General features: G+C 33.2%; 18 protein-coding genes. 16 read left to right on the top strand and 2 right to left on the bottom strand.

The features are described from left to right. Positions 1-15 precede the first annotated feature (15 nt). A complete protein-coding gene (locus GQR94_RS08755) occupies positions 16-8,157 on the bottom strand; it encodes a gliding motility-associated C-terminal domain-containing protein (protein ID WP_158975136.1) in 8,142 nt (2,713 codons plus the stop codon). A 348-nt stretch (positions 8,158-8,505) separates the two neighbouring features. After that, on the bottom strand, positions 8,506-8,694 hold the full coding sequence (tatA, locus tag GQR94_RS08750) for a twin-arginine translocase TatA/TatE family subunit (protein ID WP_034667100.1): 189 nt from the start codon (positions 8,692-8,694) through the stop codon (positions 8,506-8,508). Between the two features lie 196 nt (positions 8,695-8,890). Here tatA and GQR94_RS08745 point away from each other — a divergent pair, with 196 nt between their 5' ends. The 16 genes from GQR94_RS08745 (at position 8,891) to GQR94_RS08670 (ending at position 25,764) form a co-directional block, all read left to right on the top strand. Then, the gene (locus GQR94_RS08745) at positions 8,891-9,760 is read left to right on the top strand and encodes a M23 family metallopeptidase (RefSeq protein WP_158975135.1); all 870 of its coding nucleotides are present in this window, start codon (positions 8,891-8,893) and stop codon (positions 9,758-9,760) included. A gap of 6 nt (positions 9,761-9,766) precedes the next feature. Further along, the gene (locus GQR94_RS08740) at positions 9,767-11,263 is read left to right on the top strand and encodes a GH3 auxin-responsive promoter family protein (protein WP_158975134.1); all 1,497 of its coding nucleotides are present in this window, start codon (positions 9,767-9,769) and stop codon (positions 11,261-11,263) included. Between the two features lie 78 nt (positions 11,264-11,341). After that, positions 11,342-13,027: a hypothetical protein gene (locus tag GQR94_RS08735; protein ID WP_158975133.1), complete on the top strand. Its 1,686-nt coding sequence runs from the start codon at positions 11,342-11,344 to the stop codon at positions 13,025-13,027. Between the two features lie 6 nt (positions 13,028-13,033). Next, a complete protein-coding gene (locus tag GQR94_RS08730) occupies positions 13,034-14,089 on the top strand; it encodes a hypothetical protein (protein WP_158975132.1) in 1,056 nt (351 codons plus the stop codon). Positions 14,090-14,092: 3 nt separating this feature from the next. Continuing rightward, positions 14,093-15,136 (top strand): dTDP-glucose 4,6-dehydratase, encoded by a 1,044-nt coding sequence (gene rfbB / locus GQR94_RS08725; RefSeq protein ID WP_158975131.1) that lies wholly within the window; start codon positions 14,093-14,095, stop codon positions 15,134-15,136. 23 nt (positions 15,137-15,159) lie between these two features. Continuing rightward, positions 15,160-16,026, top strand: a complete 867-nt coding sequence (rfbA, locus tag GQR94_RS08720) for a glucose-1-phosphate thymidylyltransferase RfbA (protein ID WP_158975130.1) — start codon at positions 15,160-15,162, stop codon at positions 16,024-16,026. After that, on the top strand, positions 16,026-16,571 hold the full coding sequence (gene rfbC / locus GQR94_RS08715) for a dTDP-4-dehydrorhamnose 3,5-epimerase (RefSeq protein ID WP_158975129.1): 546 nt from the start codon (positions 16,026-16,028) through the stop codon (positions 16,569-16,571). The genes rfbA and rfbC overlap by 1 nt, the downstream gene beginning before the upstream one ends. Continuing rightward, positions 16,571-17,440 carry a dTDP-4-dehydrorhamnose reductase gene (gene rfbD, locus GQR94_RS08710; RefSeq protein ID WP_158975128.1) on the top strand — a complete coding sequence of 290 codons (870 nt, stop codon included), beginning with the start codon at positions 16,571-16,573 and terminating at the stop codon, positions 17,438-17,440. The genes rfbC and rfbD overlap by 1 nt, the downstream gene beginning before the upstream one ends. A gap of 2 nt (positions 17,441-17,442) precedes the next feature. Then, the gene (locus GQR94_RS08705; RefSeq protein WP_158975127.1) at positions 17,443-18,654 is read left to right on the top strand and encodes an acyltransferase; all 1,212 of its coding nucleotides are present in this window, start codon (positions 17,443-17,445) and stop codon (positions 18,652-18,654) included. A gap of 75 nt (positions 18,655-18,729) precedes the next feature. Continuing rightward, the gene (locus GQR94_RS08700; RefSeq protein ID WP_158975126.1) at positions 18,730-20,289 is read left to right on the top strand and encodes an aldolase catalytic domain-containing protein; all 1,560 of its coding nucleotides are present in this window, start codon (positions 18,730-18,732) and stop codon (positions 20,287-20,289) included. Then, a complete protein-coding gene (locus tag GQR94_RS08695; protein ID WP_158975125.1) occupies positions 20,289-20,969 on the top strand; it encodes a cytidylyltransferase domain-containing protein in 681 nt (226 codons plus the stop codon). Before GQR94_RS08700 ends, GQR94_RS08695 begins: the two co-directional genes overlap by 1 nt. Then, complete coding sequence (locus tag GQR94_RS08690) at positions 20,966-21,565, top strand: HAD family hydrolase (protein WP_158975124.1); 600 nt, start codon at positions 20,966-20,968, stop codon at positions 21,563-21,565. The genes GQR94_RS08695 and GQR94_RS08690 overlap by 4 nt, the downstream gene beginning before the upstream one ends. Beyond that, positions 21,565-22,839, top strand: coding sequence for a flippase (locus GQR94_RS08685; protein WP_158975123.1), 1,275 nt, complete (start codon positions 21,565-21,567; stop codon positions 22,837-22,839). Before GQR94_RS08690 ends, GQR94_RS08685 begins: the two co-directional genes overlap by 1 nt. A gap of 4 nt (positions 22,840-22,843) precedes the next feature. Further along, a complete protein-coding gene (locus GQR94_RS08680) occupies positions 22,844-23,857 on the top strand; it encodes a polysialyltransferase family glycosyltransferase (RefSeq protein ID WP_158975122.1) in 1,014 nt (337 codons plus the stop codon). Between the two features lie 51 nt (positions 23,858-23,908). Then, complete coding sequence (locus GQR94_RS08675) at positions 23,909-25,072, top strand: hypothetical protein (RefSeq protein ID WP_158975121.1); 1,164 nt, start codon at positions 23,909-23,911, stop codon at positions 25,070-25,072. Continuing rightward, positions 25,069-25,764 carry a glycosyltransferase family 2 protein gene (locus tag GQR94_RS08670; protein WP_158975120.1) on the top strand — a complete coding sequence of 232 codons (696 nt, stop codon included), beginning with the start codon at positions 25,069-25,071 and terminating at the stop codon, positions 25,762-25,764. Before GQR94_RS08675 ends, GQR94_RS08670 begins: the two co-directional genes overlap by 4 nt.

Below are 25,764 nucleotides of genomic sequence, written 5' to 3'. Positions count from 1 at the left end.
AAATTTTTACAGCAATTATCTGATAATGTATAACCATCCAGTTCTCGTTTTTTCAGTACCATCACCAAGGTTCAACAAATAATAATAAGTCCCTGAAGGCAATTTTTCTTCTGCACCAAGTCTAAGTCCTTTTTTAGAAGTTCCAGTCCAAGTATTATCATAATTTTTTGCCTCGAAAACCTTAGCTCCCCATCGGTTAAATATTTGTAGTGTATTATTAGGATAGTTCTCAATGCATTCAATAAAAAAGATATCATTTGCGCCATCATTATTTGGAGAAAATTCATTAAAAACAGTCAAACATTCTTCTTGAGTAACTGTCGGGGTAACTTCATCTCTGTCATTACCAACATTTAAATCCAATTGGTCTACATAAACCAATTCTGCTACGTTAGTATAGTCATCAATTTCGGTAACTCCAACGGTCACTTGCAGAACAGCAGTTTCTCCTATTTGCAACAAAGGAATATCCCACATACCCATGTTTTCATCATAGGTACCTAAGCTTTCCGTATGATTAATAGGGGTATATCCATCAGGAAGCATATCTTCAATACCAATATTCGTTGCATCATAGGCGCTATTATTTAACACCGTAATCGTAAATACCACTACATCACCCGAATAAGTCTGATCTTTATCAATTGTTTTATTCACTTCAAGATCTACAGTAGGTGAAGCAATAGTAAAAAAGGCTTCATCATCTTCACTCTGATCACCGTCATCATTATTTGGTGAAGAATCAGGATCGAATTGATCTGTAGAAGTAATCTGCACCGTGTTCTTATATTCATCTAACACGTTAGATGGCGCATTAACGGTAACTTCATAACTAAATGTTTGACTTCCAACTGGCACTGTAGCTATCTGCCACTCAATAGAATTACCAGTAATTACTCCACCATTATTAACATTATTGAAAGTGTAACCCACTGGTACAACATCAACAATGCTAACATTTGTTGCTAAACCTGGTCCGTTATTTTCTAAAATAATTTCAAAAGTTAAAGTATCACCCGTATTAGGACTAGCTACTGAACCACCAACTAAAGCTTTAGACAAGCTTAAGTCTGCTGGAATTAAATCTAGAGACACATTATCTTCATCATCTTCACTTTGATCCCCATCATCATTATTTGGTGACGAATCTAAATCATATTGTGCGACCTGAACAACTTGTGCGCTATTGAAATATTCATTTGAAGTATTCGTAGGTAGATTTACAAGAGCGTCAAACGATAATACTATTGAAGATCCTGCACTTATTGTAAGACCGTTCCATCTGATAATATTTCCTGACTGTACACCCCCATTATCTATTGAATTAATAGCAAAACCAATTGGTATATAATTTTCAATTCCAATATTGGTGGCGTCGAAACTTCCATTATTAAAAACCTCAACAAAAATTGTGATGAGCTCACCTGGATTGGCGGTTTCTTCTGAAATAGTGGTTACGAGCTCTAAATCTATAACCTGAGGATTTACTGTAACGCTTGATTCATCATCTTCACTTTGATCACCATCATCATTATTAGGGATACTGTCTGGGTCGTAGTTGATAGTATTTGTAATTTCTGCAACATTTATATACTGATTAATGTCTGAACTTGGCTCGTTTACTATTGCTACGATATCTAAAGAAACTGATGAACCACTCATTAAAGCAGGAAGGATCCAATTTCCTGATGATGCTTGGTAAACTCCATTAGATACACTAGAATCATCACTTACAAAAATATATCCTGATGGTAATAAATCCTTTACAATTATCCCTGCTGGGGAATCTATTGGCCCATCATTTGTCACTGCTAATGTAAAAGTCACATTTGATCCAACATTTGGGATAGCATCATTAACAATTTTTGTTAAACTTAAATCGGATGTAGCCGAAACATTTATAGTTACGCTATCGCTATTATCACAAGAATTGCTATCTGACCCCGTAACCGTGTAAGTTGTGGTTACCAATGGCGATACTGAACCTCCATCAATTGCTCCATTGTCCCAAGTATAACTTGATGCTCCCGATCCAGTTAAAATAACACTTTCACCTGCATATATAGATGTTGCTGATGCGTTTGCCACGACTGTCGGCAAAGCATTTATGGTTATTCTAATTTCTGAACGTAGGCCTTCACAGCCATTGGCATTGGTCTGACTTACATAATAAGAAGTACCCCCAACTGATGCTGTACTAGGGGTTGGTGCTGTTGAACTACCCGTTCCACCACTCGCAACTGTATACCATAATAAATTTGTGCCTGATGCTGTTAAGGCACTTGCTGTATCATTCTCACAATACTCAACATCACTCACTGTGGGTGCTGCCGGCAATGCATTTTGCGTGATACTTACAGCTCTTCTTATACTACTCCTACAGGCTGTTGTTATATTTCTTGACTCTGCATAAAAAGTAGTTGAACCACTTCCTAAACTTGCTGGCTGATAACTCAATGATCCAATAGATAAAGCAATACCTCCACTAGCGCTTGAGTACCAGTCTACAGTTTCTCCTGAATTAACTAAAACAGAAATTGTTGGAATACTTTGACCCGCACAATATTCTTGATCTCCATTGTCTGCTACTGGTTCGTCAACTGGTGGACAGCTGCAATCAGGAGCTGTAACATTTAATGTATTTTCACAAGATGTTGTTCCGTTTGTTACCGTAAGTACAATGTTATTTCCTGAAGTAACTCCAGAAATGGTCCAATCATTACCACTAGTATTTACCACTGTACCTTCAGTACTCGTTAACGTACCTGTACTAACCGATACCGAAATTGAGTATGTTGTTAAATCTGCAGAACAAGTTGGTGCGCTTGTTGTACTTATTGTTGGTAATGGATTAATGGTAACTATAATTTCTGAACGAGGTCCTTCACAACCATTTCCATTTGTTTGGCTAACATAATAAGATGTATTCCCTACAGCAGTTGTGCTTGGAGTCGGCGCTGTTGAACTATCAGTTCCACCAGATGCCACCGTGTACCATAACAAATTTGTACCTGTCGCAGTCAATGCGCTTGGTGTATCATTTTGACAATAAACAACTGGACTTGTTACCCCTGGTGCTGTTGGCAAAGCATTTATCGTTACTTCAATTTCTGAACGTGGACCTTCACAGCCATTTCCATTCGTTTGACTTACATAATAAGATGTACTCCCAACTGATGCTGTACTTGGGGTTGGTGATGTTGAACTACCCGTTCCACCACTCGCAACTGTATACCATAATAAATTTGTGCCCGATGCTGTTAAGGCACTTGCTGTATCATTCTCACAATACTCAACATCACTCACTGTGGGTGCTTCCGGCAATGCATTTTGCGTGATACTTACAGCTCTTCTTGTACTACTCCTACAGGCTGTTGTTATATTTCTTGACTCTGCATAAAAAGTAGTTGAACCACTTCCTAAACTTGCTGGCTGATAACTCAATGATCCAATAGATAAAGCAATACCTCCACTAGCGCTTGAGTACCAGTCTACAGTTTCTCCTGAATTAACTAAAACAGAAATTGTTGGAATACTTTGACCCGCACAATATTCTTGATCTCCATTGTCTGCTACTGGTTCGTCAACTGGTGGACAGCTACAATCAGGAGCTGTAACATTTAATGTATTTTCACAAGATGTTGTTCCGTTTGTTACCGTAAGTACAATGTTATTTCCTGAAGTAACTCCAGAAATGGTCCAATCATTACCACTAGTATTTACCACTGTGCCTTCAGTACTCGTTAACGTACCTGTACTAACCGATACTGAAATTGAGTATGTTGTTAAATCTGGAGAGCAAGTTGGTGCGCTTGTTGTACTTATTATTGGTAATGGATTAATAGTTACTATAATTTCTGAACGAGGTCCTTCACAACCATTTCCATTTGTTTGGCTAACATAATAAGATGTATTCCCTACGGCAGTTGTGCTTGGAGTCGGCGCTGTTGAACTACCAGTTCCACCAGATGCCACGGTGTACCATAACAAATTTGTACCTGTCGCAGTCAATGCGCTTGGTGTATCATTTTGACAATAAACAACTGGACTTGTTACCCCTGGTGCTGTTGGCAAAGCATTTATCGTTACTTCAATTTCTGAACGTGGACCTTCACAGCCATTTCCATTCGTTTGACTTACATAATAAGATGTACTCCCAACTGATGCTGTACTTGGGGTTGGTGCTGTTGAACTACCCGTTCCACCACTCGCAACTGTATACCATAATAAATTTGTGCCCGATGCTGTTAAGGCACTTGCTGTATCATTCTCACAATACTCAACATCACTCACTGTGGGTGCTGATGGTAAGGCATACACTGTTACTTCAATCTCAGATCGTGGACTCTCACAACCACTAGAATTTGTTTGTGTTACGTAGTATGAAGTTGTACCTGCAGTTAAAGTACTTGGGGTTGGTGCTGTTGAATTACCCGTTCCGCCAGTTGCTACAGTATACCATAAAATATTTGTACCACTTGCTGTTAACGCACTTGCAGTACCGTTCTCACAATACTCAACATCACTCACTGTGGGTGCTGACGGTTGTGGGTTAATAGTTACTATAATTTCTGAACGAGGTCCTTCACAACCATTTCCATTTGTTTGGCTAACATAATAAGATGTATTCCCTACGGCAGTTGTGCTTGGAGTCGGCGCTGTTGAACTACCAGTTCCACCAGATGCCACGGTGTACCATAACAAATTTGTACCTGTCGCAGTCAATGCGCTTGGTGTATCATTTTGACAATAAACAACTGGACTTGTTACCCCTGGTGCTGTTGGCAAAGCATTTATCGTTACTTCAATTTCTGAACGTGGACCTTCACAGCCATTTCCATTCGTTTGACTTACATAATAAGATGTACTCCCAACTGATGCTGTACTTGGGGTTGGTGCTGTTGAACTACCCGTTCCACCACTCGCAACTGTATACCATAATAAATTTGTGCCCGATGCTGTTAAGGCACTTGCTGTATCATTCTCACAATACTCAACATCACTCACTGTGGGTGCTGATGGTAAGGCATACACTGTTACTTCAATCTCAGATCGTGGACTCTCACAACCACTAGAATTTGTTTGTGTTACGTAGTATGAAGTTGTACCTGCAGTTAAAGTACTTGGGGTTGGTGCTGTTGAATTACCCGTTCCGCCAGTTGCTACAGTATACCATAAAATATTTGTACCACTTGCTGTTAACGCACTTGCAGTACCGTTCTCACAATACTCAACATCACTCACTGTGGGTGCTGACGGTTGTGGGTTAATAGTTACTATAATTTCTGAACGAGGTCCTTCACAACCATTTCCATTTGTTTGGCTAACATAATAAGATGTATTCCCTACGGCAGTTGTGCTTGGAGTCGGCGCTGTTGAACTACCAGTTCCACCAGATGCCACGGTGTACCATAACAAATTTGTACCTGTCGCAGTCAATGCGCTTGGTGTATCATTTTGACAATAAACAACTGGACTTGTTACCCCTGGTGCTGTTGGCAAAGCATTTATCGTTACTTCAATTTCTGAACGTGGACCTTCACAGCCATTTCCATTCGTTTGACTTACATAATAAGATGTACTCCCAACTGATGCTGTACTTGGGGTTGGTGCTGTTGAACTACCCGTTCCACCACTCGCAACTGTATACCATAATAAATTTGTGCCCGATGCTGTTAAGGCACTTGCTGTATCATTCTCACAATACTCAACATCACTCACTGTGGGTGCTGATGGTAAGGCATACACTGTTACTTCAATCTCAGATCGTGGACTCTCACAACCACTAGAATTTGTTTGTGTTACGTAGTATGAAGTTGTACCTGCAGTTAAAGTACTTGGGGTTGGTGCTGTTGAATTACCCGTTCCGCCAGTTGCTACAGTATACCATAAAATATTTGTACCACTTGCTGTTAACGCACTTGCAGTACCGTTCTCACAATACTCAACATCACTCACTGTAGGTGCTGACGGTTGTGGGTTTACGGTTAATACTCTCTCTTCTGAAAATGCATCGTCACAAGTTAATGTTGCACTCGAAGAAACTAATCTATAAGTAGTATTATTTAAAGTTATAGGCGCAGCTGTAATTACTAGTGAAGAAGTTGACGTATTACTATATGGACTCGCATTAGTTAGGTTTACCCAGTTTGAACCATCAAAAATTTGCCATTGATAGGTGCTAGCATTGGAAATTATTGCAGTGAAAGTAGCGTTTTCGAACTCACAAATCTCAGCATTTAGAGGTTGGCCCGTAACCATAGGAGGATCATTTACAATTATTCTCAATCTTCTTCTAGTACTTTCACAAGTAGAGGTTGTTTCAGTTTGAGTAACCCAATAATCCGTAGTACCAGCTGTAGTTGTTTCAGGAATGGTAGTTCCTACAAGTTCATTTCCACCCGTAGCTGCATCATACCAAGTTAAGTTTGATCCTGACTGAACATAGTTATCTAATTCTTGGGCAGTATCTCCTAGACAATAAGTAATAGTATTTGCTGTCAAGGTGGGTCTTACCGGCAAAGCATTTATAATTACCTCTACGGCTGTTCTTGAGCTAATGCAACCTGTATAAATATCCGTTTGTTCAACATAGTAAAAGGTACTTCCTGCTGTTGTAGTACTGGGCGTAGGGTTTGACGTATACATAGTGCCACCTGTAGCTGCATTGTACCATTGCAAAGTATTCCCTGAGTCTCCAGATGCTTGTAAAGGAACAGGAGCATCACCTACACAATATTCAATGGGAGATTTGGCAGTTGGTGCATCTGGCAAAGGAAATTGATACAAATCGATAGAAATGAATGTATCACTTGAACATCCATTTACGTTTTGCGAATAAACCGAATAATTTCTAAATAACTCAGTACTATCTGGTGCTGTATATGAAGTTGTATTAGATGCGACAAGATTTCCTAAAGAATCATACCAGTTAGCGGTCTCACCTACTGATTCATCTACAGTGACACTCATTTCTGGAGGTAAATTTCCTTCACAATAAGTATATTCTGAGGATCCAGTTGGTGCATTTAAATCATTCTCAACAGTAATTGTGAATGACCTTGTTGTGAATTGATCATTAGCATCAAAAACCCGATACACAATAATTGTCGTTCCAATTTCAAAATCGTCACCATTTAGCTTTCCATTTCCGTCGGTTCTAATGACAGAATATTCAGCTAACTCACAAGCGGTATCCGTTAAATTTGTAACAATTGTGCCTGGCAACAGTAAATCGTCTAAATAAGCAATTTGTGCCGTATTATTAAAAACAGTGGAAGAATAGCGAATTCTAATATTGTAATTCCCAGTTAGCGTAAAAGGAATGTTTTCCTGATGAACGGCTGTATCTGTATAGACTTTACTAAAAAAATCGGTTTGGACAACTGCCATTGAACTATCTAAAATATCTACATGAATTTGTGCATTATTTGCCACGGTATTTATCGAATGGGAAAATGAAATTTCACCTTCACCGTTAAAATACATAGTAGGTGTAACAATAGTACTCGTATAAAACGGAGCTAAAGATAATGAGTTTGCTATCAAATTTCTACTTCCATTTATTTGCCCACCACTATCAATAGATGTTTTGGTAAAAACGTAGCATTGATTCAATGCCGATTCAAAATCCTGAAGAACAGGCGCCTCACCCTCGCCCGCAGGACAGTTATCTGAAACCGTTGGTTCTACCCATGTATGAGTAGCTGTGCAACTATCAGGATCGGCAGTTAAAGTAACATTAGAAGGAAAAGTGTCAAATAACGGTTTTTCATTATCCTCAACTGTAACGTTAAAAGTACAGATACCCACTTCTCCAGCAGCATTCTCCGCACGGTAGACTATAGCAGTAGTTCCTGGCAAAATGTTGTCACCAGGTTGATAATTACTTGTCACTGTTACTGCATCCACTGAAGCAATAGGCGCATTCCAATTTACAATACCACCACATTGGCCGGCAGTGTAAGTTACTTGAACATTTAAAGAAGCCGTATCGCAACCTGTAAAAGTTGGTGGAGCAAATTCGAAACTATTTATAAAGGATTCATTACTTCTTTCAGAAAAGAAAAAATTTAAATCAGCTTTTGCAAAAGCAAATTGAATTGTCGATAAAAATATGAGTAGAATAAATTTATAATTTATGGTACAACTGTTCATAAAAATTAGGAATTACTACCTGGTTTTTTAACTACACGTAATGAGATAAATGAAATGCAGTTAATTGGTTAATTATTAGGTTATAACGCAAAAATAGATTTACAGATATGAAATGAGTTCTAATTTGTTGTGAATTATGATAAAATGTATATGTAAGCTTATAAAGCTGTTGTTTCCTACAATAGTCAATCTCTAAAAGCGCCCCACCATGCTATATCTATATGAGTTATCGATCAAAAACACTTTTAAATAGATTACACTTAAGGAGAGAAAAACTTAATTCTTGAGCATAAAAAAAGCCCTTAATAAAATTAAGGACTTAGCTATTTTTTAAAAAAAATAAATATTCTATTTTTCTTCTATCTTATCTGGTGTATCCTCTTCTTTCGAGGCATCTTTAAACTCTTTTATACCGCTACCCAAACCACGCATTAATTCAGGAATTTTTTTCCCTCCAAAAAGTAATAGTACAAGCACTACTACAACCGCAATTTGCCATGGCCCGATTATTCCTAAAAAAATATTTGAAACTATCATAGATTAGATTTTAGAACCACAAATTTACTAAAAAAGTATTACACACAGTGTTAATATTTATTTAGTAAAAGAAAAAAATGAAAAAGTCCATAATAATTTGCTAAACGTATACTACTTACAGTTTAGTATTTATAAATTCGATGTAATTTTAAAAAGTATTTTATACCAATAAGATTCTAAGTTATATTTGTGAAGTATGGCAAAAAAGAAGAAAAAAAGAAAAGACATTAAAAAAAAATTGCTCCATAAGTATCGTTTAGTAATTCTAAATGAAAATACTTTTGAAGAAAAAATATCTTTTAAACTTAGCAGACTTAATGTTTTCATTACTGGCTCTTTATTTATTGTTTGTCTAATAGCGCTTACTACTTTATTAATTGCATTTACACCATTAAGAGAATACATTCCAGGGTATTCCTCTACGAAACTAAAAAGGCAAGCCACAGAACTTACATATAAATCAGATTCTTTAGTAACCGTTTTAAATTACACCAATAAATATTTAGACAATATTAGAAAAGTATTGAATGGGGATATTGCGAACAACCAAATGAATAGAGATTCATTATTTGAACAATTTAAATTAGACCCTGCAAGTGTAGATTTAACGCCCATAAAAGAAGATTCAATTTTAAGAGCACAAGTAGAATTGGAAGATAAATACAATTTATTTGAACGAACAGCTAAAAATGTCAATCAAATTTTATTCCCACCAATCAATGGGAGTGTTTCTCAGGATTATGATCCTAAAACAAAACATTATGCAATAGATATTGTAGCCACAAAAGGAACTCCGGTAAAATCCGTAGCAGATGGTACTGTCATATTTTCTGAGTGGACTTCTGAAACGGGCTATGTAATTATTGTTGAACATAAAGACGGGTTACTATCGGTTTACAAACATAATGGTTCATTGAGTAAGGAACAGGGAGATTTAGTAAGAGCAGGAGAAGTCATTGCCTCCGTAGGTAATACAGGTGAACTCAGTACTGGTCCGCATTTACATTTTGAACTGTGGAACAATTCAAGCCCTGCCGATCCAAGAGATTATATTGATTTTAAATAATTCTACATGTCTATAAAGTCTTTAGCTGCCAAAATTTTCGCAAGAAGAATTGCAAAAAAAACTCAAAAGTGGGTAGATAATCCTATCGTCACTCAAGAAAAACTATTAGCAGGCCTCATTGAAACCGCTAAAAATACGGCGTTTGGAAAGGATCATGGTTTTGCAGAAATAAAAAACCATGCTGACTTTATAGAAAAAGTGCCTGTAAGAGATTACGAAGAGCTAAAACCTTATGTAGAAAAAGTTGTAGCTGGGGAGTCTGATATTTTATGGCCAAATAAACCTATTTATTTCGCCAAAACTTCAGGTACAACTTCCGGAGCAAAATATATTCCAATTACAGAAACCTCTATAAAACATCAAGTAGAAGCATCGCGAAATGCCATCTTAAATTACATAGATGAAACAGGCAAAGCCGATTTTGTAAATGGTAAAATGATTTTTTTACAAGGAAGCCCTGTATTGACAGAAAAGAACGGAGTTAAATTGGGTAGATTATCCGGCATATCTGCGCATTATGTACCCAATTATCTCCAGAAAAATAGATTACCTAGTTGGGAAACGAATTGTATTGAAGATTGGGATACCAAAGTGAATACCATCGTTAACGAAACGATTCATGAAGATATGACCGTAATAGCAGGCATCCCTTCTTGGGTACAGATGTATTTTGAGAAATTAAATACCGTTGGAAATAAAAAAGTAGGCGAACTTTTTAAAAACTTTAACCTCTTTATTTATGGCGGCGTAAACTACGAACCCTATAGAGCTAAGTTTGAAAATTTAATTGGCAGAAAAGTAGATAGTATTGAACTGTTTCCTGCAAGTGAAGGATTTTTTGCCTACCAAAACTCCCAGACAGAAAAAGGAATGTTGCTTCTCCTAAACTCCGGAGTGTTTTATGAGTTTATTAAATCTGATGAATTTTTTGAAGCAAATCCAAAGCGTCTTACTATTAAAGATGTTGAAATTGGTATTAACTACGTGATGATTATTTCCACAGATGCCGGTTTATGGGCGTACAACCTAGGAGATACCGTTCAGTTTATTTCCTTGAAGCCTTATAAAATTATAGTTTCTGGAAGAATAAAGCATTTTATTTCTGCCTTTGGGGAGCATGTAATTGGAAAAGAAGTAGAATCTGCGATGCAGAAAGCCATTGAAGAAACAGATGCTCGCGTAAATGAATTTACGGTTGCACCCCAAATAACTCCAGAAATAGACGAATTACCCTATCATGAATGGTTTATAGAATTTGAAAAAGAACCTTCTGATTATTCTAAATTTATTTCGATTTTAGACCAAGAACTCCAGCAACAAAACAGCTATTATTTTGATCTTATTGACGGAAAAATACTCCAAACGCTAAAGATTACAAGCATCAAAGAAGGTGGTTTTAATGAGTATATGAAATCCATTGGAAAGTTGGGTGGTCAGAATAAAGTACAGCGCTTATCCAATGATCGTAAAGTGGCAAATGAGTTAAATACCCTTAAACGCTAGGTTAGCTTAAAGTTTTCATTCGGATAAGAATTATAAATCTGAATAATAAATCGTAGTTTTACAAGAATTTTTTAATACATGAGCAAGACAACAAATACCACTAGGGCGCAAGAATCTACGAATGCTATTGAGCGTTTGTACATTACGATGCGTCATTTATTCAATCGTGGTTTTTATAAGCCTATGGGGGTTTCTGGCGAAACCCTACGTAATGCATTACTTCAATTAAGACCAGAAATTTATGGGACTATTGCTGAAGAAAAAGGGGAATTAAGTGGATTAATATACGTTTTAGAACGATTACCGGAAGGGATAGAACAGTGCAAATTTATAAACCTTACTTCTGATGAAGGGTACGGAAAATCTCATTTTGAAGCAATTGTACCACCAAAAAGAAGACGTAATTGTTATCGTATAGATGACGAACAAATGAATATCGAGATTACAAGAGGGAGATCTGATATTTATGATATTCTAACACATTTAACTTTTCTATTCATAGAATCTTACAAAATTGCTACCCGTGTAATTATTGAAGATACGGGTACTACAATCCGCGATTGGGGGAAATTAGAAAATGCAATTAGCAAATCTAAGCTCACACAAGCAGAACGTGAAATTGCCATAATCCATACGGCAAATATTCTTGGACGCTCTTTTGCAGAGATCATAGAAGTCTATGAAAAATTTGCGACGAAAAAGAATCCAGATCGCTTTTTAAAAATCATCTATTGGTTAGGAAAATTGGCCATTGAAGAAGAATTAACAGGAGACAAACGTGCTATAACCTTTACTCCTCTATTGAGAGAGCGACTAGGACACCATATTCATGGAGAGCGTTGGTCTGATGCGATAAAAGAGATCTTGAATACTGCAGGTTTGCTAGACAGACCTATTCATATTATCAGTGCCAACATGCACAGTGTCATGAATTCCTTATTTGCGAGAAAAGCTTTGAGGAAAGAATTTCCGAATAATGATTCGCTAGAGATTTATGAAAAATTAAGCTCTTCAGAAAACTCAGCACTAAGAAACAAAGTAACAGCCGTTGCAGTTAAAAATGGAATGATTGCCATTGATGATATGTCCGGAACTAATATTGACGTTCAAATATTTGACACCGCGAAGTTTACTGATGATGTTTGTAGTTACGCCTTTAGCAAAGATATTCCAGGGGAGAAGAAACCTATTATCTTTGTAATGGATTATGCTTTTGGAGAACAAGCTTATGAAACTATTGACGAGCTTTTAAAGCCGTATAAGGTTAAAAAAAATCAACCCGTTTTTATCGACGTTCACTCTATTTCAATTATGGGTAAGGCAGGAATTCTAGAAGGCGGAAAAGGAGATTTAATGATCCCTACAGCTCATGTTTTTGAAGGAACAGCAGATAACTACCCCTTTAAAAACGAATTATCCGCAGATGATTTCAAGGGCAATGGATTGGAGGTTTTAGAGGGCGCTATGATTACTGTTTTAGGAACTTCGTTGCAGAATAAAGATATCTTGAAGTTTTTCCACGCCTCTACGTGGAATGTTATTGGTTTAGAAATGGAAGGTGTACATTATCAAAAAGCAATACAATCTGCTTCAAAAGTGCGTAAAAGCATTCGGGAAGATGTTAAAGTGCGTTATGCATATTACGCCTCAGACAACCCCCTTGAAACAGGAAGCACTTTAGCTTCTGGCGGATTAGGCACTACTGGTGTAAAGCCAACCTACTTGATCACCGATAAAATTTTAGAACAAATATTTAAGTCATAAGTAAGCATGAACAACCAAACACCACAGCAACCTCCTTCTAATTCTGACGAAGTAGATTTAGGACAATTATTTCATTTAATTGGAAATGGTTTTAAGAAACTGTTTCGATTTATTGGTGATATTTTTAAAGGAATTTTTGGAGCAGTCATAATTTTTTTACAATTCATACAAAAACACTTTATCAAGTTTGCTATTGTTGCTGTTATCGGAATAGCAATCGGTATCTATCTTGACATAAATAAAGAGCCCCAGTATCTCTCAACTATGGTTGTAGAACCCAACTTTAATAGTGTTCAGCAACTCTACAATAATATTAATTTTTATGATGAGTTGGCTAAATCTGAGGATTCCATTGCCTTGGCGGAAGCATTAGACATTACTTTGAAAGAGGCTGGTTCTATAAAAAAATTCACAGTAGAGTCGTATTCAGACGAAAATCAGAAAGTTCAATTGTTTGATAAGTTTGTAAAAAGTTTAGATACTACCACACAGAAAGCGATAGATATGGAAGCATATCTTAAAAATTTTAATTCATTGGATGCGAGATTTCATACCATTGCATTGATAGCCACGAACAATGGTGTTGGAAAAAAAATTCAAGACGCCATTATCAATTCAATTTCAAGAAATGATTATTTCAATCTACAGAAAGACATTAGTGATATAAACATTAAGTTACAGGACAGTTTAAATAGCAAACAAATCACCGAAATAGATTCCCTACAACTCTTATACAAGAGAGTGATGCTAAAAGAAGCAGATAAACCTATGCAAGGGACCAATATAAGTCTTGGGGAAGGCGGAAATAAGGACAATAAAGAACTTTCGTTAATTAATAAAATGGAAGAACTTAAAGAAAGTCTTGTACTACTTAATGAGGAGAAAGCGAATAAATCTAGTATTTTAAATGTAATCTCTGCTTTCCCGAGAAAAGGGGTGGCCATCAAAGGAATTTGGAATAGCTATAAGTTTATAGTTCCTTTAGCGTTACTAAGTATAACCCTATTTATACTTAGCTTATTATCACTGAATAGATACTTAAAAAATTATAAAAAAAATTAACTCATGAATATTCTTATTACAGGAGGAGCAGGTTTTATTGGTTCACACGTTATCAGAAGAATGGTTCAAAATTATCCAAATTATAACATCTATAATTTGGATGCATTGACGTATGCTGGTAATTTAGAAAACTTAAAAGATATTGAACATTTAGAAAATTATACATTTTTAAAAGGAGATATTACAGACGCTCCTTTTATAGATTTAATCTTCAATAAATATAAATTTGACCGAGTAATCCACCTTGCTGCAGAATCACATGTGGATAGATCTATTACAGATCCTCTTTCCTTTGTGAAAACAAATGTGATAGGAACAGTGAACTTATTAAATGCATCTAAAGAACTATGGAAAGAAAATCTAGAAGGAAAACTTTTTTACCATGTTAGTACGGACGAAGTTTATGGGTCTTTAGGAGCAACAGGCTTATTTACGGAAACAACTTCTTATGATCCGAATTCACCCTATTCCGCATCAAAAGCAAGTTCTGACCACTTTGTACGTGCTTATGGTGAAACCTATAATTTGCCTTTTATAATTTCTAATTGTTCCAATAATTATGGACCAAATCATTTTCCTGAAAAGTTAATTCCACTTTTCATCAATAACATTATTAATAATAAGAGCTTACCCGTCTATGGTGATGGAAATTACACAAGAGACTGGCTTTATGTTGAAGACCATGCTACAGCAATAGATTTAGCCTTTCATGAAGGAAAAAATCACGAAACCTATAATATTGGTGGGTTTAATGAGTGGAAAAATTTAGATTTAGTTAAACTGCTATGCAAATTAATGGACAGTAAGCTGAAGCGTCCTACTGGTGATAGTGAAAAATTAATCACTTATGTTAAAGATAGACCAGGTCATGATTTACGCTACGCTATTGACGCTTCCAAAATAAATAAAGAATTAGGTTGGAAACCATCAGTTACTTTTGAAGAAGGTTTATCTAAAACAATAGATTGGTTTTTGAATAACAGAGATTGGCTTGAAAATGTTACTAGTGGTTCTTATAAAGACTACTATACTAACATGTATCAATAATATAAACATAAATCAATCATAAAATGAAAGGAATAATTTTAGCAGGAGGTTCAGGTACACGCCTACATCCTTTAACTTTGTCCGTAAGTAAGCAATTGATGCCTATTTATGATAAGCCAATGATTTATTACCCTTTATCTACCCTGATTTACGCTGGAATAAATGAAATATTAATTATTTCAACACCAAAAGATCTTCCATTATTTGAGGATTTATTGGGTGATGGCAGTAAATTTGGTTGTAGATTTGAATATGCTGTCCAAGAAAATCCTAATGGACTTGCTGAAGCCTTTATTATAGGTGAAAACTTTATTGGGCAAGACAAAGTAGCGTTAATTTTAGGAGATAATATATTTTATGGTTCTGGCTTAGCTAATTTACTACAATCCAACAACGATCCTGATGGCGGTATCATCTATGCGTATAGAGTACATGATCCTGAGCGCTATGGCGTTGTAGAGTTCGATAATAATGGAAAAGCAATATCTATCGAAGAAAAGCCCCTAGAACCAAAATCAAATTTTGCTGTACCAGGAATCTATTTTTATGACAATGAAGTCGTGAAAATTGCAAAAAATATCGCACCTAGCCACAGAGGCGAATTAGAAATTACAGATATCAATAAAGTGTATCTAGAGAAAAATAAATTAAGTGTTAGTATTCTAGATAGAGGAACTGCCTGGCTAGATACTGGCACCTTCCAATCACTTATGCAAGCATCACAATTTGTTGAAGTTATTGAAGAACGTCAAGGATTAAAGATTGGAACTATTGAAGGTGCAGCCTACGAAATGGGACTTATAAACGAAGAACAACTAATAGAATTAGCTAAGCCATTAATGAAAAGTGGTTATGGTAAAAATCTTCTTGGTATACTAAAAAATAAATAATGCAAGTAAAAGAAACCTACTTAAAAGGCTGTTTCGTGCTAGATCCAAAAGTTTTTGAAGATGATCGTGGCTATTTTTTCGAAAGTTTTAACGAGAACCAATTTACCGAATTAACAGGAAATAAAGCGCACTTTGTTCAAGACAATCAATCCTACTCAACTAAAGGAGTCATAAGAGCTATTCATTACCAAATAGGACATCATGCTCAAGCAAAATTAGTACGTGTTATTAAAGGAAGAGTTCTAGATGTTGCAGTAGATTTAAGAGAAGGCTCTCCAACATTTGGAGAACACTTTGCAATAGAGCTATCTGAAGAAAATAAAAAGCAATTATTTATACCAAGAGGTTTTGGTCATGGATTCTCAGTTTTAAGTGAAACAGCTGAATTTTTTTATAAATGTGACAACTTTTACAACAAAGAATCTGAAGGTGGAATAATTTATAATGACCCGACTCTACAGATAGATTGGAAAGTAAGTGTAAATCATATTAATGTTTCCAAAAAGGACCTGGAATTACCTACATTACAAAATGCCAAACTTTAATGAGTAACAAAATATTACATATTTTAGTAACAGGAGCCAATGGGCAATTAGGAAAATGTTTAAAAAACATTTCTATCGAATATCCACAATATAAATTTTACTTCAAATCATCTTCTGATTTAAATATTACAGATGCAAAACAAATAAATCATTTTTTCCAAAAAGAAAAATACAATTATTGCATAAACTGTGCCGCTTATACAGCAGTTGATAAGGCTGAAAATGAGCCAGAAAAAGCTTACTTAGTAAATTCAGAAGCTGTTAAACACTTAGCAGAAGCTTGTAAGCAATTTAAAAGCACCTTAATCCACATTTCCACCGATTTTGTTTTTGACGGGACTAATACAACCCCTTATACCGAAGAGGCCAACGGTGCCCCATTAAATGTATACGGCTCATCAAAATTAAAAGGAGAAAACTACATACAAACCACAATAAGTAAATATTTTATCATTAGGACATCATGGGTTTTTTCAGAACATGGGAATAATTTTGTTAAAACCATGTTGCGTTTAGGAAAAGAAAGAAATGAATTAAGTGTTGTAGATGATCAAATTGGATCCCCAACATATGCAGCAGATCTAGCTAGTTTTATACTGCATATAGTAACAAATAATTCAACCAATTATGGAATTTATAACTATAGCAATGAAGGAGAAATAAGCTGGTATGATTTTGCTAAAGAAATATTTAAACAAAAAAATATAATAATTGATTTAAACACTGTTAAATCAAAGAATTATATAACTCCAGCTACCCGCCCACTATATAGTGTTATGGATAAAACAAAAGCTAAAAATAATTTTAATGTAAAAATCAATAATTGGAAAATTAGCTTGAAAGAATGCTTAAAAACATTTAAAGAATAACCATGAAAATTTTTAAAGTTAATTTTTCACAAGAACGAATTTTCGGATTAGATCTATTACGTTTTTTAGCAATTATAATGGTAATTTTATCACATGGCAGACACCTTCTAAATTCATTGAAAATACCCACTGAGTTTATGTCGATTGGTGGTTTTTGGGGTGTTGAATTATTTTTTGTTTTAAGCGGTTTTTTAATAGGAGGTATTTTAATAAAAATATATGACAATGGGGAATCCTTCAATAAAACTGTACTAATCAATTTTTGGAAAAGACGATGGTTTAGAACCTTACCAAACTACTATTTAATTTTACTCTTAAATATAATCATAGCAATATCACTAAAATCATTTGATTTTAGTGATTGGAGAAACTATGCATTTATAATTTTTTTTCAAAATTTCGTTACTCAACATCCACATTTTTTTGAAGAAGCCTGGAGTTTAGCTGTAGAGGAGTGGTTTTACTTAAGTTTTCCAATAATACTCTACTGCTTAACCAGATTTATTAAGGGGATAAAAAACAAAAAAAACCTTTTATTAGTTTCAATATTAAGCATTTTTATAGTTTGCCTTCTTCTACGTATATATTCAGCATTAGAACTAAATCCTAATTGGGATTCAGGAATAAGAAAAATAACTCCATTAAGACTAGACTCTATATTGACAGGAGTATTTTTCGCTTGGTTAAAATTTTATTACAGAACGAAATTTAATAAATACCGATTACCAATGCTGTTTTTTAGCTTTTTTCTCATTATTTTTTCTTGTTATATATATTTTAACGACGTAATGAATAATGGACTAAATTATTCTTCAATTTTCAGCAAGACATTTTACTTTTCTATAACAAGTATTGGGTTTGGTCTATTATTGCCATTTTCAAGCTACAACAAAGCAAAAAGACCTACAACTTTAATAAATAAATCAATCACACTTATATCATTAATATCGTATTCAATGTATCTAATACATTTTTCTTTTATTCTAAAGGGTATGAATCTATTTACCAACCATAATACAAACCTTTTTACAGGTATAATTTACTTTATTTTTTATTTATCTTCCACAATTCTTTTATCCATACTTCTCTTCAAATATTTCGAAAACCCAATGACCTATTTAAGAGACCATACTTCTAATGAGAAAAATCTGTTCTTAAAAATTAAGGATTTTTATAAAATGGCGGTTATTGAACTAAAAAAAAATATTAATTAATAAAATGTCAAAAAGGGAAGTCTAAGCCTAAAATTGATAGAAAATTGTTTAACTTGTTTATAAAGAGAAAATATTATGTCAATAAAAAATAAAAAATTTCAGATTCTTGATTGCACTTTGAGAGATGGGGGTTATTATACAAATTGGGACTTTGACAGATCGTTGGTAGATGATTATTGTACTGCCATGGAAGATTTGCCAATAGACTACGTTGAAATAGGTTACAGAAGTACTACACTCAATGGTTATCTAGGAGAATATTTTTATTGTCCCGATTATTTAATGAAGGATCTAAAATCCAAAATGCCAAACAAAAAACTAGTAATAATACTAGATGAAAAAAACATAAAAGAATCAGATATTAATAAACTAATGGAGCCTTGTAAACCATACATTAGTTTAGTTAGGTTAGCAGTAAGTCCACTAAGGGTTAAAAATGCCGTAAAACTTGCCATTGCAATTAAAAAGTTAGGATTTGAGGTTGCTTTTAATGTAATGTATATGTCAGACTGGAAAAACAATCCAGAATTCATTGAATCACTTCATGAACTGAATGATCACATAGACTATTTCTACATGGTCGATTCTTTTGGTGCTGTTCTTCCTAATGATGTTATAGATATCCTAAATATAATTAAACCTAAATTAACAGTTCCTATTGGTTTTCATGGGCACAACAACTTAGAAATGGCACTGATCAATTCCTTAACAGCAATAGAAAATGGGGTCGAGCTTATAGATTGCACAATTACGGGAATGGGAAGAGGAGCAGGAAATCTAAGAACTGAACTATTCTTGACATATTTAAATAGTATTGATAACAAAGACATTAAGTTTTTTCATTTAGGTAAAACAGTATCTAATTTTGAAACACTTAAAAAAAGCTATGAGTGGGGAACAAATCTTCCGTACATGTTCTCAGGAGCTTATTCATTACCTCAAAAACAAGTTATGGAATGGGTTGGAATGAACAGATACCCGATTAGTAATATTGTAAATGCTTTAAATAATCAGAAAGAGGATGTCAAAGACAATTTAAAATTACCAAAACTAGATACTCAGCATAAATTTAAAAAAGCAATAATACTTGGTGGAGGTGATTCTGTTATTAAAATAGATAAGGCCTTAGAAGCCTATCTAAAGCAATCAGAGAATACTTGTATTATACACGCAGGTGTTAAACATGTTGAAAAATATATAAATAATGAAATTAAACAATTTTACGCTTTAGTTGGTTTTGAAAGCGAAAAACTACTTAAACAATTGGGAAACAAGCAACTAGTTTCGCAGATTTGTATATACCCACCATATCCTAGAAAAATGGGAACAATAATTCTCGATAAGATAAAAAATATTAGTTTCGAATTAGATAAATTAAATTTTACACAAAGTTCAGAAGATTCACCAATGGTTGTAGCGGTCCAAGCAGCCATAGACTTGGGGGTAGAAGAAATACTATTAGCAGGATTCGATGGCTATAACATGGATAAAATTGATCAAACTCAATTTAATTTAGCTAATGAAAATCAATCCATCATAAATGACGTGGTAAAATTGGAGAAAATAACCACAAAATCAATTACCCCGACAAAATATAAAAATTTAGAAACTACATCAATTTTCAACTATTTATAATGATTACAGCATTTTTACCTTGTAGGGCTGGTAGCGAAAGAATACCCAACAAAAACACTAAAGATTTTGCCGGGATTAAAGGGGGACTTCTTAAAATTAAGATAGAACAATTAGTTGAGGTTAAATTAATAGACAAATTATTAATATCAACCAATGATACGCAAGTAATTAAAATAGCGCAATCCTTTAAAAACAAAAAAATAATCATTGATAAAAGACCAGAACATTTAACTTTGTCATCAACTAGCACGGATGAAGTAATTAATTATGTTCCAAATATAATTAATGCTGGACATGTAGTTTGGACACATGTAACTTCCCCTTTCTTTAACACTGATAATTATACAAGTGCAATTCAAGAGTATTTGTCCGGAATTGAAAACAAAACCCACGACAGTTTAATGTCTGTAAATAAAATTCAGAACTTTCTATGGGGTGAAAACGGAAGTTTTAATTATGATAGTAAAATAGAAAAGTGGCCAAGAACACAAACTCTAAATAAATTATACGAAATTAATAGTGGTGTTTTTATAAATTCAATTGAGAATTACGTAAAATATCAAAACAGAATTGGCAATTCTCCAAAATATTTTGAATCACCTGGATTATCTTCATTTGATATTGATTGGCCCGATGATTTTACACTTGGAGAATTGATTTTTAAATCATTGAATAAATGAAAACAATACTATGGGATTTTGATGGCGTAATTCTGGACTCTATGAAGATCAGAGATCTAGGTTTCGAAATAATTTTTGAAAGTTACGAGGCAAAGGATGTTAAAAAATTGCTTGAATTTCACAGAATAAATGGTGGACTATCTAGATATGTTAAGATAAGGTATTTTTTTGAGGAGATATTGAAAAAAGAAGTTTCTGAGAATACTATCATTAAATTTGCAAGTAAGTTTTCAGAATATATGAGGGCAGAATTAACACAAAAGAAATATTTAATAGAAGAGACTGTTAACTTCATAGGACAAAATTACAATAAATATAATTTTCACATTGTATCAGGATCAGATCAAAACGAACTACGTTTTCTGTGCGAAAAATTGGAAATAAATACTTTCTTTTTAAGCATTCATGGCTCACCTACTCCTAAAATTCAGTTAGTTAAAGATTTACTAACCATCTATAAGTACGACAAAAAAGAGGTTTTCCTTATAGGTGATTCTATAAATGATTACGAAGCAGCTACAATAAACTCAATAGACTTCATAGGGTATAACAATGAAGATTTGGAAAAATTAAATACAATTCCAACTATTTTTTAATGTCTGAAACAAAAAAAACTTATTTTTTCAATTCAGCCTGGATGCTGGCCGAGAAATTGATAAGGATGATAGCTGCAATCTTAACTTCAATACTGTTTGCTAGATATTTGGGTCCGTCCCAATTTGGAAATTTGAACTATGCAATAGCCTTTGTATCCATATTTATTCCATTCTCAGAATTTGGCATGTCTTCAATTTTAGTCAGAGACTATATAATTCATAAGAACAAAAAAAAAATAATTTTAGGCACTTCATTTTACTTGTTGCTATTGTTTTCTTTTTTATCATTTGTAGTTTTAAATATCATAAACCTAACCATTGACGAGGATCAAACTATTAGTTACTGGATATTATTATATTCCTTTATACTATTTGCTAAGCCACTTGATGTTATAGATTTCTACTTTCAGTCAGAAGTTAAAGCCAAAATTTCTTCTATATGTAAAACAATTTCGATACTGATTACATTACTTTTAAAATTTATCATTGTTGCATTCAACTTTCCAATAATATATATTGTTTATGTACTAGTACTCGAATTTATTCTTTTAGCACTTTTTTACCTTATTACTTTTTGGAAAATAGAAAATATAAAATTTACAAAATATTTTGATTTAAAAATATTCAAAGATTTGATTCGTAGCGCTTGGCCAATTGTGTTATCCGCGTTGTCTGTAATACTTTATATGAGAATTGACCAAATAATGCTCAAACAAATGGTTAGTGCTGAAGAATTGGGTCTATACTCATCTGCCATTCGTATTTACGAAGGTTATGTTTCTCTAATAATTGTAGTTTCATTATCAATGATGCCCGCAATTTTAGCCCTCAAGCACAAATCAGAAAAAGAATATACAGCTGGTTTTACTAAATTATTTAGTTATGTATTTTGGGGAAATAATTTAATTGCGCTCATAATGACCTTTATTGGACCAATACTAATAACGTTTTTATATGGTGAGGAGTACAATGGCGCACAATTGGTGTTTTCAATAATATTTTGGGCCTCTTCTTTTGCATCTTTGGGTTCCGTGACTGCTAGGTACCTAATTGTAGAAAAAAAAGAAAAAAAACAAGCAACCAGAACAATTGTGGCATTAACATGTAATATATTACTAAATTTAATCATAATTCCAAAATATGGTAAAGAAGGAGCTGCGATAACAACAATTATATCATTATTTATAGGTAATTATTTGATTGATTACTTTGATAAAGATTTAAAGAAATTATTAAGAATTAAAAATAACGCTATTCGGTTTAATTTTAAATAAATTAATGAAACATATTTTTTTTTTACATAGCCACATTACCTACTTCGTATCAATCGCTGTAATTAATTATAAAAAAATAAATAAGCAAGATATTCTATTTGTAACTGCTAGAAATTATACTAATAATACATTAAAGAATTTAAAAACAATTGATTTATCAAAGGAGTATGATGAGTTGAATAGAATCTATATTAATAAATTCTATTCAATCTATCCGTACATTAAAAAATTTGATAAAAAATTAAAATTTGAATTAAAACAGGAGAGTTTCACAGCATACCTACCCCATGTCGAAAATAAATTAATGCAGTTATTTGCCACACATAAAAATTGTAAAGCTTTTAATATAATTGAAGAAGGTGGTACATCATATGCTCCACACTTTATGACATTCCAATTTAACAATATTTGGGAATCAGTTATAAAGAAAACATTTAACTCGATACTATCAGTATTTAATAACAGGTTCTATTACGTTAAAGTTTACGACATAAGAACATTTAAAAAAAGTGAACCTACAATTTTTTACAGTATAGATGATAGAGCATTTCAAGGATTGCCCTATACAATAAAATTAATACCCTCAATTGAAGATATTAGTATTTCTTACAAAATTGATAATAGCTATGCTTTAGTCTTAGAGGGTGCGGTGGAACAAGGAAATTTAAATTTTAACACATTACTAAAAGGTATTATAGAAATTATAAGTAAAGAAAAATTTGAAAAAATTTATATAAAATACCACCCAGTCCAATCTACTGATAATCGAAAAAAGATAGAATCCACTTTTAAAGATCACAATATTCAGTTTTTTATAATTCCTGATGAAATTCCATTTGAACAAATTGCAATCTCAAGTAAAAACCTACATGTTCTAGGTTTTAGTTCCAGCCTATTATTTTACTCGAAAGCTTTTGGGTGTAATGTTACAACCTATGAAAACACATTAATGGAGGATAAATTATTCCAAACATTTCGTTCTAAAAATAATTTTGATTTAAACAAGTTGTTAAATTAACAACAGATCAAAAAATACTTTTTATAACTTGCCTAAAAAGATATATTATTCATGCTTAAAATTCTTAGAAATCCATTATACATATATGTTTTAGGTTTCACATTGGTATTTATAGTATATAATTTTGGATGGTCTAATATCTACCCAGAATTAACATTTTCTATAAAATTGTTCTTTACTATAACATTTATACTTTTTATTTTAAGTGGTCAAATAATTGATAAGCTTGGTTTAATCAAAAAAACATTCTCAAACACAAAATTAAGTTTAATAAGGAAATCAACAATAGTTTTACTAACCTTATACCTAATTGAGTTCATTGTTGAACAAGATATACCATTACTTTCTCAATTAAATGGTACTAAAGGAGTTAACTATAGAGAATTTGGTATACCTCTACTGCATGGTCTTCTAATTTCTTTTAATTCGTTTTTAATAGCACATTCGTTTAATAGCTTCAAATCTAAAGATGACAAAAGATATTTAAAGTATAACCTAATTTTATATATACCTGCACTTTTATTTTTAAGTAGGAGTATATTAATGCTTGGAGGATTAACTTCATTGTTTATATACTTACAATATATTAATAAACTTACCATTAAGAACTTATTTAAACTAATCACAGCGGTTGCCATAGCATTATACTTTTTTGGAGTTATAGGTAATTTGAGATCAGGCGGCGCATATATTTACGAGCAAAGTAAGGTTAGTGATAAATTCACATCTTCATCAATACCAAAAGAATATTATTGGACCTATTTGTATGTTGCATCCCCATTAGCAAATTTTCAAAACACTATCAACCTAAAAAAGGTGAATAGTTACAATTTTAAAGAATTTGTTTTCTTTGAAGCAATGCCACAAATGATATCTAAAAAATTTGATAAGATTTTAGATCTTCATCATAGAGATCTTGTGAGGATTGTACCTTGGCTGACAGTAGGTACTGCCTATGCAGAATCTTATTCATACCTCAATTGGTATGGTTGTTATTTATTAGTGCTTTATCACTTGCTAGTTTATTTAATAATTATAATATTTTTAGTTCCCAAAACAAGCAGTTATCATATAACTACAAACTCTATATTATCCGTAATTATATTATTAAGTGTTTTTGGAAATATATTAACAGTAACAGGAATATTCTTTCAATTAGCATTTTGCATAGTATTTGCTTTATTTGAAAACAAAAAATTTGTAATTAAAAGATGAAAATATCCGTTTGTATGGCCGTATATAACGGCGAAAAATATATTGAAGAACAAATAAAATCCATTCTACCACAATTGGATCAAAAAGATGAATTAATAATTTCAGATGACAAATCAACCGATGGCACAATATCCATAATAGAAAAGTTTCAAGATAATAGAATAAAAATTTATTCCTCTAACGGAGGTAGTATAATAAAAAATTTTGAAAATGCATTAAATAATGCTACAGGAGAAATAATATTTCTCTCAGATCAGGACGATATCTGGTACCCAAATAAGGTAAGAATATCTCGGAAATACTTAGAAACGAATGATCTAATTTTCTCTAATGCCAGTGTATTTTCTAAGAATAAAAATAAAAATAAATTATTGTATAAAAATGGAAGTAAAAAAACAGGCTTCGTCAAAAATTTTATAAAAAATAACTATATAGGAGCGACCATGGCTTTTAATCAAAAGATTTTAACCAAAGCACTCCCCTTTCCAAGTAACATATACATGCATGATGCATGGTTAGCTTCTATTGCTGAGATTATGGCAAAAACCCATTACATAGATGAACCGTTAATATATTACAGGAGGCATGGCGAAAACGCCTCAGAAACGGGGGAAAAAAGCACCAATACAATTAAAACTAAAATTAAAATTAGATTAAAATTAGGTTTGTGCCTTCTATCCAGACTGTTATGA

It is taken from the genome of Cellulophaga sp. L1A9 (genome assembly GCF_009797025.1).
GTDB lineage: Bacteria > Bacteroidota > Bacteroidia > Flavobacteriales > Flavobacteriaceae > Cellulophaga.
The sequence above is the reverse complement of the archived record's forward strand: the minus strand, read 5'-3'. Positions and strand labels throughout refer to the sequence as shown.

What these genes read in the sequence shown, in the direction of transcription:
- GQR94_RS08690 (WP_158975124.1), top strand. Translation starts at nt 20,966, where the DNA reads ATGAAAACAATACTATGGGATTTTGATGGCGTAATTCTGGACTCTATG.
- GQR94_RS08730 (WP_158975132.1), top strand. Translation starts at nt 13,034, where the DNA reads ATGAACAACCAAACACCACAGCAACCTCCTTCTAATTCTGACGAAGTA.
- GQR94_RS08700 (WP_158975126.1), top strand. Translation starts at nt 18,730, where the DNA reads ATGTCAATAAAAAATAAAAAATTTCAGATTCTTGATTGCACTTTGAGA.
- GQR94_RS08745 (WP_158975135.1), top strand. Translation starts at nt 8,891, where the DNA reads ATGGCAAAAAAGAAGAAAAAAAGAAAAGACATTAAAAAAAAATTGCTC.
- rfbB (WP_158975131.1), top strand. Translation starts at nt 14,093, where the DNA reads ATGAATATTCTTATTACAGGAGGAGCAGGTTTTATTGGTTCACACGTT.
- GQR94_RS08740 (WP_158975134.1), top strand. Translation starts at nt 9,767, where the DNA reads ATGTCTATAAAGTCTTTAGCTGCCAAAATTTTCGCAAGAAGAATTGCA.
- GQR94_RS08670 (WP_158975120.1), top strand. Translation starts at nt 25,069, where the DNA reads ATGAAAATATCCGTTTGTATGGCCGTATATAACGGCGAAAAATATATT.
- GQR94_RS08735 (WP_158975133.1), top strand. Translation starts at nt 11,342, where the DNA reads ATGAGCAAGACAACAAATACCACTAGGGCGCAAGAATCTACGAATGCT.
- rfbA (WP_158975130.1), top strand. Translation starts at nt 15,160, where the DNA reads ATGAAAGGAATAATTTTAGCAGGAGGTTCAGGTACACGCCTACATCCT.
- tatA (WP_034667100.1), bottom strand. Translation starts at nt 8,694, where the DNA reads ATGATAGTTTCAAATATTTTTTTAGGAATAATCGGGCCATGGCAAATT.
- GQR94_RS08705 (WP_158975127.1), top strand. Translation starts at nt 17,443, where the DNA reads ATGAAAATTTTTAAAGTTAATTTTTCACAAGAACGAATTTTCGGATTA.
- GQR94_RS08685 (WP_158975123.1), top strand. Translation starts at nt 21,565, where the DNA reads ATGTCTGAAACAAAAAAAACTTATTTTTTCAATTCAGCCTGGATGCTG.
- GQR94_RS08755 (WP_158975136.1), bottom strand. Translation starts at nt 8,157, where the DNA reads ATGAACAGTTGTACCATAAATTATAAATTTATTCTACTCATATTTTTA.
- GQR94_RS08695 (WP_158975125.1), top strand. Translation starts at nt 20,289, where the DNA reads ATGATTACAGCATTTTTACCTTGTAGGGCTGGTAGCGAAAGAATACCC.
- GQR94_RS08680 (WP_158975122.1), top strand. Translation starts at nt 22,844, where the DNA reads ATGAAACATATTTTTTTTTTACATAGCCACATTACCTACTTCGTATCA.
- rfbD (WP_158975128.1), top strand. Translation starts at nt 16,571, where the DNA reads ATGAGTAACAAAATATTACATATTTTAGTAACAGGAGCCAATGGGCAA.
- rfbC (WP_158975129.1), top strand. Translation starts at nt 16,026, where the DNA reads ATGCAAGTAAAAGAAACCTACTTAAAAGGCTGTTTCGTGCTAGATCCA.
- GQR94_RS08675 (WP_158975121.1), top strand. Translation starts at nt 23,909, where the DNA reads ATGCTTAAAATTCTTAGAAATCCATTATACATATATGTTTTAGGTTTC.